The organism is Stenotrophomonas sp. C3(2023) (assembly GCF_032911385.1).
Lineage (GTDB): Bacteria > Pseudomonadota > Gammaproteobacteria > Xanthomonadales > Xanthomonadaceae > Stenotrophomonas.
This window is the reverse complement of sequence record NZ_JAWJLO010000001.1, coordinates 2,962,248-2,974,155: the sequence shown is the minus strand read 5'-3', so window position 1 is coordinate 2,974,155 and position 11,908 is coordinate 2,962,248. Positions and strand designations below refer to the sequence as shown.

Sequence of the window (11,908 nt, the reverse complement as noted above, 5' to 3'; positions counted from 1 at the left end):
GATCAAGCGAACGCCTCCTCAATTGCTTCATCCGCGCTCCTGAGAACGTGTCCCATCTCCGGTTCCAGCCCCAGCCAGAGCGGCATCCGGACCAAGCGCTCGGAGACGTCATTCGTCACTGGCAGGTCGCCCTGAGCACGGCCACATTCCATGCCTGCAGGCGACGAGTGCAATGGAATGTAGTGAAACACGGCCTGTACCCCACGCTCCTTGAGACCATCAATGAAACGAGTGCGGTGCTCGAGGCTTGGCATCAGCATGTAGTACATGTGCGCGTTGTGGGTGCAGTGCGCAGGTATCACTGGCCGGCGTAGACGCCCGGATTCTTCGTGCTTCTGCGCCCAGGTGTGGTACTGGTCCCAGATCGCCAGGCGGCGCTGGGTGATCGCTTCGGCGTGCTGCATCTGCGCGGACAGGAATGCCGCTGTGATCTCACCCGGCAGGTACGAAGAGCCAACATCGACCCAGGTGTATTTATCGACCTGACCACGGAAGAAGCGGCTGCGGTTGGTGCCCTTCTCGCGGATGATCTCCGCGGCCTCGCCGTATTCCTCGTCTCGGCACAGCAGGGCGCCACCTTCCCCGGAAATGATGTTCTTCGTTTCGTGGAAGCTGAAGGCGCCCAGGTCGCCAATAGTGCCCAATGGACGGCCGCGGTAACTGGACATGATGCCTTGTGCAGCATCTTCAACGACCCGAAGGCCGTGACGCTGTGCGATGGCCATGATTTCATCCATCTCACATGAAACGCCGGCGTAATGCACTACGCAGATGGCTTTGGTCTTTGCAGTAACTGCCTGCTCGATCAATGCCTCGTCAATATTGAGCGTATCCGAACGCACATCTACAAAAACGGGAACCGCGCCGCGCAGCGCAAACGCGCTTGCTGTAGAAACGAAGGTGTACGACGGCATGATCACTTCATCGCCAGGCTCCAGCCTGAGAAGAAGAGCCGCCATTTCCAGCGCAGCAGTGCAGGAGTGGGTCAGAAGCGCGGTTTTGGCCTGGGTTCTTTCACGCAGCCAGGCATGGCACTCGCGCGTGAACGGACCGTCTCCCGAAAGGTGGCCGTTCTGATGGGCTTGCGCGATGGACGAAAGTTCCGTGCCCGTCATGTATGGACGATTGAAGCGGATCATGTAGACGCCTTTGAATTACGGAGCCGTTAAGGCAATCAGCCTTGGCTGAGAATGATGAGACCGAGTACTACGGTCGCCAAGCCAATGCCCCTGGCAACGGTAAAGGACTCGCCGAACAGCGGAACCGCAGCGATGCACACGAGCAGAAAGTTCAGTGCCATGAAAGGATAGGCTTTGCTCAACTCAAGACGCGAAACAGCGAGCATCCAGCAGAGGGATGCCGCGAATGCCGCGACAAAGGCGGAGATGATCCAGGGTTGGAGCAGCAACTGCACTACTCCGGGCAGGCGTGAGAGCAGGCCTTCGGTTGCCGGCCTGAAGAGATTGGCTTGCCACTTGATGACAAGCTGACCATAGCTTGTCAGAACGATGGTCATGGCGACCATCGACCACGCGAAGTAGTTGGTCATCAGCGTGCCGCCCCGGGGCGCAGGCGGCGATCTATATGATACGTATCGTATGCTTTGACCAGTCGCAGGCCATTACGGGCCCATTGGCGTTGCACCGTGAAATTCCAGATCTGGGTCGAAATGAGCAACTGTTTCACGGCATTATGCGCGTAGTAGTGCTGTATATGCCTCAGCAGCATGCCGTAAAGTCCGCGTCGTTCGAAGTCCGGGTGAACAGCGTTGAGAATGATCTCGACCTTGTCGTTGTCCACGTCGCACGTAGCGAAGCCGGCTACGGTGTCGCCGTCACGTACCACCCACGTTGCGCTGGTTCCGGTGTCCGCACTCAAACGGCTCAGTGCCCATTCCACGTAGCCGGTAAGCACCAGGTCGCTCGGAATGAGTGGATTGGCAGCGTAATGGGCGCGGTAGTTGGAAAAGCCATGCTCGGCAATGGCGGCAATCATTTCCCGATGCTGCTCGGCCGCCCGCTCCACCTTGGGTTCGGCCGGTGGCGCGGTATCCGGCGAGAGGTCGGTGGCGTAATAGACAAGCGTGTCCGCGTGGATCGCCACGTGCCCCTCAAGCTGCAGTCGGGTGGGAAGGGCGGTGGCACCGGCGGGCACCCGCAGGATCAGCAGATCCGCCGCGCTGCGATCCAGTTCGTTGATGACCTCGGCGGGGTCGATGTCGGCATCGACAGTGCTTCGGAACACATTGATTCCGAAACGGCGAGCATCGAACGGCGCGGCCTGCAGGTGTTTCAGCTCGTCCATTATTCCTGTTCCCTTGTGTCCTGCCAGACCAGATACCGAGGCCTGCGTTTCGTCTCGCCATGCACGCGCCCCAGGTAGAGACCAAGCACGCCGATGCAGCCCATGATGATGCTGCCGACCAGCCAGATCGAGGCGATGATGCTCGTGAAGCCGGCCACGCGAACATCGCCCGCGCTATAACGATAGACGCTGAAAACCGCAAAGCCTGCCGCCACGGCTGCGATCATCAGCGCGGCTGTCATGACCAGCCGAAGCGGCTTGTCAGAGAACGAAAGGGCGATTCTCCCCGCCATCTGGAGCAGCTTGCCAAGGCTATAGCTGCTTTTGCCTTCCGTCCGCAATCCGTGGGAAACCGCTACTTTGACTGTCTTGAACCCGGTCCATCGGACGAGCAAGGGCAGGAACCTGTCGGTTTCTGGCATATCGTTCAGTGCATCAATCACTTTGCGACTGTAAGCACCGAAGTTGGCAGTGGTGTGGTCGTAGCGCGTATCGGTCAGCCAGCCCAACGTCCGATAGAAGAGCATGGAGCCGGTGCGTTTGAACCAGGTATCCTGGCGATCAATACGCTGCCCAAGCACAACTTCGACATCTCCCTGGAGGGCGGCGAGAAGATTCGGAATCTCTTCGGGAACGTCCTGGAGATCACAGTCCATGACCACCATCCGTTGACCTGCAGCGAACTTCAGCCCCGCGCTGATTGCAGCGTGCTGACCGAAGTTGCGGGATAGACGCAGCCCTCGTACAGCCGGTTGCCGTTCTGCAAGTTCCTTGATGCGAGCCCAGGAGTTGTCCGGACTATTGTCATCAACAAGAATGATCTCATATGACCCGGCTGCGGGCAGCAGCGCTGAGCCGACCCGGTCGACGAGTTCTTCCAGACAGTTCCGGCAACCATAAACCGGGATCACGACTGAAACATCCGGTGCCTGGACCGTGCGTTCGTTGGTGCCATCTACCATGACGGGCGAGCTGCTCACGTACAACGGGTTTAAACAAATGTACCCGGATAAAGAACATCCGAGCAGGAAGGGCCGGCTGTCAACCGGCGCTGAACGCGGCCGCCAATGACCCGGCAACACCCGGATCGCCAGCTGGTCACGCGCACTGCAATACCAGCGGATTGTATCAGTTGCGTCCGCGCGAAGGCGAAAGGCCGACTCCCGGGTATGACCAACCAGCTCGTCCTACTCAGTCCAGAAGGCCGGCGCCTTGGGCGGGGCCGGCCGTTCTGGCTTTCATTTTTTCAGCAGGCCCAGAGGCCGCCCAGGTCGTTCCTCAGAGTACCTTTTCCAACTCCGGCAGCAGGGTAAACAGATCCCCCACCAGCCCGATATCGGCGATCTCGAAGATCGGCGAATCCGGGTCCTTGTTGATGGCCACGATGGTGCCGGCGTCCTTGATGCCGGTCAGGTGCTGGATGGCACCGCTGATGCCCACGGCCACGTACAGCTCCGGGGCGATGATCTTGCCGGTCTGGCCAACCTGCAGTTCATTCGGCACATAGCCCGCATCGACCGCCGCGCGGGAGGCGCCGACGGCGGCTCCCAGCTTGTCGGCCAGCTGGTAGATAACCTTGAAGTTCTCTTCCGAGCCGACACCACGGCCGCCGGAGACCACGCGCTTGGCGCTCTGCAGGTCCGGACGGTCGCTGCGCGCCGCAGCCAGTTCGATAAAGCGGGTGTGGGTGGGCAGGGCTGCCTCCACGCTCAGTGCCTCGACGCTGGCGCTGCCACCCTGGGCGGCTTCCGGCCAGGACGCGGTACGCACGGTGGCCACCACGGTCTGGTCGGCCGGCGCTTCAACGGTGATGATCGCGTTGCCGGCGTAGATCGGGCGCTTGAACGTGTGGCTGCCTTCGACCGCCATCAGGTCGGAGACCTGGGCCACGCCCAGCAGGGCGGCCACGCAGGGCATCAGGTCCTTGCCGAAGGTGGTGGAGGGGCCGAAGACGTGGCTGTAGCCAGCGGCAGCCTTGGCAATCTGCGGGGCCAGCACCTGGGCCACCGGATTGGCGTTGGCGGCGTTGGCGATGGTCAGTACCTTGCCGACGCCGACGAGCCTGGCGGCCTCGGCGGCCACGGCGGTCGGGTCGGCGGCCAGCACCAGCACGTCGATCTGCGCCCCGGCGATTGCCGCAGCAGCGCTGACGGTCTTGCCGGTGGCCGCGTTGAGCTTGCCGTCGTGGTGCTCGGCGATGATCAGAATCCTGCTCATTACAGCAACCCCTTCTGCTTGAGTGCGGCCACCAGCTCGGCGGCATCGTTGACCATGACGCCCTTGCTGCGCTTGCCCGGGGCTGCGTAGTGGGTGGTCTTGAGGGTGTCAGTGGCTTCCACCGCCAGATCGGCCAGCTGCAGGGTTTCCAGCGGCTTGGCCTTGGCCTTCATGATGTCCGGCAGCTTGATGAAGCGCGGCTCGTTCAGGCGCAGGTCGGTGGTCACCACAGCGGGCAGGTCGACTTCCAGCGTTTCCAGGCCAGCGTCGACTTCGCGCACCACGGTGGCCTTGCCGTCGGCGATGTCCAGCTTGCTGGCGAACGTTGCCTGCGGGCGGCCCCAGATCGTAGCCAGCATCTGGCCGGTCTGGTTGGCGTCGTCGTCAATGGCCTGCTTGCCGAGGATCACCAGGTCGGGCTGCTCCTTCTCGATCAGCTTCAGCAGGGTCCGGGCTGCGGTAAGCGGCTGGATCGGCTGGTCGGTGACCACGTGGATCGCACGGTTGGCGCCCATCGCCAGACCGTTGCGCAGGTGAGCCTGGGCATCAGCCGGCGCGATGGTAGCGACGATGACTTCGCTGGCGACGCCTTTATCGCGCAGGCGCAGAGCTTCTTCGAGCGCAATTTCATCGAACGGATTGGGGGACAGCTTGACGCCGTCGGTGACCACGCCGGAACCGTCCGGCTTGACCTGGATGCGGACGTTGTAGTCCACCACGCGCTTGTATGCGACGAGGATCTTCATCTGCTACGGGTCCTTCACTAACTGGGGATCATCCGGCTCTGGGGCAGCAACCGGTTCGGGGGTGGGACCCTGATTCTAGCGGGACAGGAGCGACCATGCGAATGCGTATGGTAGTAAGGATGCGATGCTGTAATGCAGCATAGGGACTAGCTGCGGTGGAGCATGGATCGGCATGTGCAGTTCGCCGCCGATGTATGCTGTCGCCTTGCAGAGGGCGCTAGGACCGGCGGCCCCTTAAATCATCTGAATCAGGAGATCGAGTAGTGTCCACATGGCTTGTCACCGGCGGCGCCGGTTTCATTGGCGGTAATTTCGTACTCGAAGCGGTCGCCCGCGGTATCAAGGTGGTCAACCTGGATGCGCTGACCTACGCAGGAAATCTGAAGACGCTCTCCAGCCTGGACGGCAATGCCAACCATGTGTTCGTGGAAGGTGACATCGGCGACGGTGCGCTCGTCTCGCGTCTGCTGGCCGAGCATAAGCCCGACGCGGTGCTGAATTTTGCTGCCGAGAGTCACGTGGACCGCTCGATCGATGGCCCGGGCGCGTTCATCCAGACCAACGTGGTCGGTACGCTGGCGCTGCTGGAAGCCGTGCGCGATTACTGGAAGGCGCTGCCGGCGGACAAGGCCGAGGCGTTCCGCTTCCTGCATGTTTCCACCGACGAGGTGTATGGCACCCTCGGCGAAACCGGCAAGTTCAGCGAAACCACTCCGTACGCGCCGAACTCGCCGTACTCGGCCTCCAAGGCCGCGTCGGACCATCTGGTCCGCGCCTTCCACCACACCTACGGGCTGCCGGTGCTGACCACCAACTGCTCGAACAACTACGGTCCTTACCACTTCCCCGAAAAGCTCATTCCGCTGGTGATCGCCAAGGCGCTGGCCGGTGAGCCGCTGCCGGTCTACGGCGACGGCAAGCAGGTCCGTGACTGGCTGTTCGTCTCCGATCACTGTGAAGCGATCCGGACCGTGCTGGCCAAGGGCAAGGTCGGTGAGACCTACAACGTGGGCGGCAATTCCGAAAAGCAGAACATCGAAGTGGTGCAGGCCATCTGCGCGCTGCTCGATGCACGCCGTCCGCGCGAGGACGGCCAGCCGCGCAGCAGCCAGATCACCTATGTGACCGATCGCCCGGGCCATGACCGTCGTTACGCGATCGATGCCTCCAAGCTGAAGAACGAGCTGGGCTGGGAGCCGGCATATACCTTCGAGCAGGGCATCGGCTTCACGGTCGACTGGTACCTGGACAACCAGGAATGGGTGAACGGCGTGCTCGATGGCAGCTACCGCCTGCAGCGCATCGGCACCTCCGCCTGACCCAAGGACGACTGACCATGACCCAGCGTAAAGGCATCATCCTGGCCGGCGGCTCCGGCACCCGGCTGTATCCGATCACCAAGGGCGTCAGCAAGCAGCTGCTGCCGGTGTATGACAAGCCGATGATCTACTATCCGCTCAGCGTGCTGATGCTGGCGGGCATCCGTGAAGTGCTGATCATCAATACCCCGCACGAGCAGGCGTTGTTCCAGCAGCTGCTGGGCGACGGCTCGCAGTGGGGCATGGACATCCAGTACGCGGTGCAGCCGAGCCCCGATGGCCTGGCCCAGGCCTATCTGATCGGCCGCGAGTTCCTCGATGGCAAGCCGAGCTGCCTGGTGCTGGGCGACAACATCTTCCACGGCACTGGTCTGCGCGAGGTACTCAAGCGCGCCGACCAGCGCGAGCACGGGGCAACCGTGTTCGGTTACTGGGTCAACGATCCGGAGCGCTATGGCGTGGCCGAGTTCGACGCGCAGGGCAAGGTGGTCGGCCTGGTGGAAAAGCCGACGCAGCCGCGCTCGAACTATGCGGTCACCGGTCTGTATTTCTACGACGGGAAGGCCAGTGACTATGCGGCTGAACTGAAGCCCTCGCCGCGCGGCGAGCTGGAGATCACTGATCTCAACCAGCGTTACCTCGATGAGGGCATGCTGCAGCTGGAGCCGCTTGGCCGCGGGTATGCATGGCTGGACACCGGCACACATCAGTCGCTGCTGGAAGCGTCGAATTTCATCGAGACGATCCAGACGCGGCAGGGCCTGCAGGTCTGCTGCCCGGAGGAGATCGCCTACGGGCAGGGCTGGATCGATGCGGCGCAGCTTGAAGCGCTGGCCGCACCGTTGAGCAAAAACGGCTATGGTCAGTACCTGACCAAGCTGCTGCAGCGTGGAGTGGTGCCTTGAAGGTAATCGAGACAAGCCTTCCCGGTTGCAGCATCATCGAACCTGCTGTGTTCGGTGATGCCCGGGGGTTTTTCTTTGAAACATGGAACGCCGACCGGTTCGCGGATGCGGGCCTGGTCAGCAGCTTCGTACAAAGCAATATTTCCTCTTCGAGCAAGGGTGTCCTGCGTGGTATCCATTACCAGTGGCCGCGTCCGCAGGGCAAACTGATCTCGGTCCTGCAGGGCGAGGTCTACGACGTGGCGGTGGATATCCGTCGCGGTTCACCCACCTTCGGTCGCTGGGAGGCGGTGATCCTCAGTGCTGAAAACAAGCGGCAGTTCTGGATACCTGAGGGGTTTGCACACGGTTTCGTCGTGCTTTCCGAGACCGCACTGTTCAACTACCTCTGCACGGACGTGTACGTCAAAGAGGCCGATGCGGGTATCCGTTGGAATGACGCCGATATCGCCATCGACTGGCCGGTAAGCGCAACGCAGCTCTCGGCCAAGGACGAAGCGGCGCCTTTCCTGAAGGACATCCCCGAAGACCGCCTGCCGGTTTACCTGCCGTGACGGTGCTGGTACTCGGCGGCAACGGCCAGGTGGGCCAGGAACTGCTGCGCGCGCTGGCGCCGCTGGGCGAGGTGGTAGCCACCACGCGCAGCGGCCAGCTGCCTGATGGCAGCCGGTGCGAAGTGGCTGATTTCAACCAGCCCGACAGTCTGGCTGCGCTGCTGGATCGCCTGCGACCTGCAGTGGTGGTCAACGCTGCGGCCTACACGGCCGTAGACCGCGCGGAACAGGAACGTGAGGCAGCGTTCGCCGCCAATGCGGTGGCGCCGGGCGTGATCGCGCGCTGGTGCGCGGCGCACGACATACCGTTCGTGCATTACTCCACGGATTATGTGTTTGACGGGCAGGGCACCACGCCTTACCGCGAGGACGAGCCGACCGCACCGCTGGGGGTGTATGGCACCAGTAAACGCGACGGCGAAGACGCTGTGCGTGCTGCAGGTGGGCGTCATCTGATCTTCCGTACCGCCTGGGTGTATGCCTCGCACGGCGCGAACTTCCTGCGCACGATGCTGCGCGTGGGCGCCGAGCGTGATGCGCTTCGTGTGGTGGCCGACCAGTTTGGCACCCCGACGCCCGCCGCGCTGATTGCCGATGTGACTGCGCTTGCGCTGCAGCATTCCGGGCGGCTGTCCGGCACCTGGCATTTGACTGCCAGTGGCCAGACCAGCTGGCACGGCTTTGCCGAGGCGATCTTTGCCGAGGCGTTAGCGGCCGGTGTGCTCGACAAGGTCCCGCAGGTGGAAGCCATCGCCAGCAGCGAGTACCCCACGCCGGCCAAGCGTCCGGCCTGGTCGGTGCTGGACAACCACAAGCTGCAGCAGGATTTCGGCATCACCCTGCCGTCTTGGCAGGACGGCCTGAAGCGGGTAATGGGCGAGCTGGCAGTCTGATCCGGCATATAGAGCCGACCCCACGGTCGGCTCACGCGCGGGGCGCGCGGGATTCAGCGCGATCTGAGCGGAGAGCAGCCGATCATGGATCGGCTCTACCCGACAACGCGTGGGGTCCCGCGTTTCAGCTGCGACCGTAGGTGTCTTCAAAGCGGACGATGTCATCCTCGCCGAGGTAGCTGCCGGACTGCACTTCGATCAGTTCCAGCGGCAGCTTGCCCGGGTTGCGCAGCCGATGGGTCACGCCCAGCGGAATGTAGGTGCTCTGGTTTTCGCTGAGCAGGATCACCTCATCGCCGCGGGTGACTTCAGCAGTGCCACTCACCACGATCCAGTGCTCGGCACGGTGGTGGTGCATCTGCAGGCTGAGCGTGCCGCCGGGCTTGACCGTGATGCGCTTGACCTGGAAACGCTCACCGTTGTCGATGGAGTCGTAGGCGCCCCACGGGCGGTAGACCTTGCGATGCCAACTCGCCTCGCTGCGTGACTCCCCCTTGAGCCGGGCCACCACTTCCTTGACCTCCTGCATGCGGTCGGCGCGTCCGACCAGCACGGCGTCGTCGGTCTGCACCACCACGATGTCGTCCAGCCCCACCAGCGCCACCAGCTTCTCGCCATAGGCATAGGTGTTGCGGCAGTCGATGGCGATCACATCGCCCTGGTGGGCATTGCCCTGCGCATCCTGCTGCAGCACGTCGCGCAAGGCCGTCCATGAGCCGACGTCATTCCAGCCAGCATCCAGCGGCACCACCACCGCATCGGCGGTCTTTTCCATCACCGCATAATCGATCGAGTCGCCGGTGATGGCGCTGAAGCTGTCTTTCTGCAGCCGGGTGAAGTCGGCATCGCGGCGCGCCTGCTGCCAGGCCTGGCGGCTGCCCTGGAGCATCACAGGGTTGAACTGCTCCAGCTCCTGCAGGTAGCGCGAGGCCTTGAACAGGAACATGCCGCTGTTCCAGTAGTACTGACCACTGGCCACATAGTCGGTGGCGGTGGCCAGGTCGGGCTTTTCGACAAAGCGCTGCACGGGAAGTGCGCCCTCACCCTCAGCAGCCTTGATGTAGCCGTAGCCCGTCTCCGGCCCGGTCGGCACGATGCCGAAGGTGACCAGTTTGCCGGCATCCGCAGCCACGGTGGCCTGCTCGACGGCAGTGCGGAAGGCAACTTCGTCGGCGATCACGTGATCGGAGGGCAGCACCAGCAGCAACGCGTCTGCGCCATCGCGGGTCGCTTCCAGCGCCGCCACCGCGATGGCCGGTGCGGTATTGCGACCGACCGGCTCGAGGATGATCGCGGCCGGCTCCGCGCCGACCTGCTGCAGCTGCTCGGCCGCAACGAAGCGATGCGCCTCATTGGCGATCACCAGCGGCCCATGCGCCGCCAGCGGCGCCACCCGCTTCCAGGTTGCCTGCAGCATGGTCTGCTCGCCCGCAAGCGCGAGAAACTGCTTGGGATAGGCCTCGCGCGAGAGGGGCCACAGGCGGGTGCCGGAACCACCGGACAGGATGACGGGCTGGATGCTGCTCATGGGCGGACTCGTCAGGCGTTCAACAGGGCGGCAATTTCGTCGGTGCGCGCCTGCATCAGGGCCGCATCACCGCGCGCTTCCACGTTCAGACGCAGCAGCGGTTCGGTGTTGGAGCTGCGCAGGTTGAAGCGCCACTGGCCGAAGTCGGCGCTGATGCCGTCGGTATGGTCCAGGGTCGGCCCATGCGAAGCGAAGTGCTCCATCACGCGGGCCACGGCCAGCTTGGCATCGGTGACCTTGAAGTTGATCTCGCCGCTGCAGGGGAAGGCCGCCATGCGGTCCTCGACCCAATCGGCCAGCGACCGGCCGCTCTCGGAGACGAGCTGGGCGATCAGCAGCCACGGGATCATCCCGGAGTCGGCGTAGGCAAACTCGCGGAAGTAGTGGTGGGCGCTCATTTCGCCGCCGTACACGGCGTCCTCGCTGCGCATCTTTTCCTTGATGAAGGCGTGGCCGCTCTTGCACAGCACCGGCACGCCGCCAGCCTGCTCGACCATGTCCAGGGTGTTCCAGACCAGGCGCGGGTCGTGCACGACCTTGCCGCCCGGATTGCGGGCCAGGATCGCCTTGGCCAGCAGGCCCACCAGGTAATAGCCCTCGATGAAGCGGCCGGTGTGGTCGAAGAAGAAGCAGCGGTCGAAGTCACCGTCCCAGGCGATGCCGAAGTCCGCACCGTGGGCGAGCACCGCATCGGTGGTGGCCTGGCGGTTCTCGGGCAGCAGCGGGTTGGGAATGCCGTTGGGGAAGTTGCCGTCCGGCTCGTGGTGCACGCGGATGAACTCCAGCGGCAGATGCGGGGCCAGCAGGTCGATGATGGCGCCAGCGCCGCCGTTGCCGGCGTTGACCACCAGCTTCAGCGGCTTGAGCTTGGCCACGTCCACATAGGACAGCAGATGCGCGATGTAGGCGCTCTTGTCGTGCTGTGCGGTCTGGCCACCGATGGCCGGCCTGGCGGCTGCGTTGTCGGCCGCAACCGCGTCGGAGATCGCGAACAGGCCGGTATCCGAACTGATCGGACGGGCCTGCTCCTTGACCAGCTTCATTCCGTTGTAATCCATCGGGTTGTGGCTGGCCGTGACCATCACGCCACCCGCGGCGCCGAGGTGATCGGTCTGGAAGTAGACCTCTTCGGTACCGCACTCACCAATGTCGATGACCTCGCGACCCTCGCCGCGCAGGCCAACGGCCAGCGCTTCCTGCAGCGCCGGGCTGGTCAGGCGAACGTCGTGGCCCAGCACTACCGGGCCGGGCGCCAGCTGCGCCGACAGCGCCACGCCAATGCGGCGGGCCAGCTCTTCATTGAGTTCTTCCGGCACGCGGCCGCGGATGTCATAGGCTTTGAAAGCGGGCAGGGGCATGCGACTCGTATCCTTATGGATGTCAGCTCACTAGTCTAATCGCATGCGTGTGTGGGAATCGTTTCCATGCCGCGACGCGAGGCG

General features: G+C 63.3%; 12 protein-coding genes. 4 read left to right on the top strand and 8 right to left on the bottom strand.

Annotated elements, in window-relative coordinates; all coding sequences use genetic code 11:
* Window positions 1–2 precede the first annotated feature (2 nt).
* The 6 genes from rffA to RZA67_RS13235 all read right to left on the bottom strand — a co-directional run bounded on the left by rffA (window position 3) and on the right by RZA67_RS13235 (window position 5,267).
* Window positions 3–1,139, bottom strand: coding sequence for a dTDP-4-amino-4,6-dideoxygalactose transaminase (gene rffA, locus RZA67_RS13260; protein WP_317213194.1), 1,137 nt, complete (start codon window positions 1,137–1,139; stop codon window positions 3–5).
* A gap of 35 nt (window positions 1,140–1,174) precedes the next feature.
* Entirely contained in the window at window positions 1,175–1,549 is a 375-nt protein-coding gene (locus tag RZA67_RS13255) for a hypothetical protein (protein ID WP_317213193.1), read from the bottom strand.
* Window positions 1,549–2,304: a GNAT family N-acetyltransferase gene (locus RZA67_RS13250; protein WP_317213192.1), complete on the bottom strand. Its 756-nt coding sequence runs from the start codon at window positions 2,302–2,304 to the stop codon at window positions 1,549–1,551. The genes RZA67_RS13255 and RZA67_RS13250 overlap by 1 nt, the downstream gene beginning before the upstream one ends.
* Entirely contained in the window at window positions 2,304–3,284 is a 981-nt protein-coding gene (locus RZA67_RS13245; RefSeq protein WP_317213191.1) for a glycosyltransferase family 2 protein, read from the bottom strand. Before RZA67_RS13245 ends, RZA67_RS13250 begins: the two co-directional genes overlap by 1 nt.
* Before the next feature lie 298 nt (window positions 3,285–3,582).
* Window positions 3,583–4,521 carry an electron transfer flavoprotein subunit alpha/FixB family protein gene (locus RZA67_RS13240; RefSeq protein WP_317213190.1) on the bottom strand — a complete coding sequence of 313 codons (939 nt, stop codon included), beginning with the start codon at window positions 4,519–4,521 and terminating at the stop codon, window positions 3,583–3,585.
* Complete coding sequence (locus tag RZA67_RS13235) at window positions 4,521–5,267, bottom strand: electron transfer flavoprotein subunit beta/FixA family protein (RefSeq protein WP_317213189.1); 747 nt, start codon at window positions 5,265–5,267, stop codon at window positions 4,521–4,523. Before RZA67_RS13235 ends, RZA67_RS13240 begins: the two co-directional genes overlap by 1 nt.
* A 263-nt stretch (window positions 5,268–5,530) precedes the next feature.
* On the opposite strand from RZA67_RS13235, the gene rfbB reads away from it, so the two are divergent.
* The 4 genes from rfbB to rfbD are packed head-to-tail and all read left to right on the top strand — an operon-like array spanning window position 5,531 to window position 8,938.
* The gene (gene rfbB, locus RZA67_RS13230; RefSeq protein WP_317213188.1) at window positions 5,531–6,586 is read left to right on the top strand and encodes a dTDP-glucose 4,6-dehydratase; all 1,056 of its coding nucleotides are present in this window, start codon (window positions 5,531–5,533) and stop codon (window positions 6,584–6,586) included.
* A 17-nt stretch (window positions 6,587–6,603) separates the two neighbouring features.
* Window positions 6,604–7,491, top strand: a complete 888-nt coding sequence (gene rfbA, locus RZA67_RS13225) for a glucose-1-phosphate thymidylyltransferase RfbA (RefSeq protein ID WP_317213187.1) — start codon at window positions 6,604–6,606, stop codon at window positions 7,489–7,491.
* Complete coding sequence (gene rfbC, locus RZA67_RS13220; protein ID WP_317213185.1) at window positions 7,488–8,045, top strand: dTDP-4-dehydrorhamnose 3,5-epimerase; 558 nt, start codon at window positions 7,488–7,490, stop codon at window positions 8,043–8,045. Before rfbA ends, rfbC begins: the two co-directional genes overlap by 4 nt.
* Complete coding sequence (gene rfbD, locus RZA67_RS13215) at window positions 8,042–8,938, top strand: dTDP-4-dehydrorhamnose reductase (protein ID WP_317213184.1); 897 nt, start codon at window positions 8,042–8,044, stop codon at window positions 8,936–8,938. The genes rfbC and rfbD overlap by 4 nt, the downstream gene beginning before the upstream one ends.
* Before the next feature lie 124 nt (window positions 8,939–9,062).
* On the opposite strand, the gene RZA67_RS13210 is transcribed toward rfbD, so the two are convergent.
* On the bottom strand, window positions 9,063–10,466 hold the full coding sequence (locus RZA67_RS13210; protein WP_317213183.1) for a mannose-1-phosphate guanylyltransferase/mannose-6-phosphate isomerase: 1,404 nt from the start codon (window positions 10,464–10,466) through the stop codon (window positions 9,063–9,065).
* Window positions 10,467–10,477: 11 nt separating this feature from the next.
* A complete protein-coding gene (locus RZA67_RS13205; protein WP_317213182.1) occupies window positions 10,478–11,824 on the bottom strand; it encodes a phosphomannomutase in 1,347 nt (448 codons plus the stop codon).
* Window positions 11,825–11,908 lie beyond the last annotated feature (84 nt).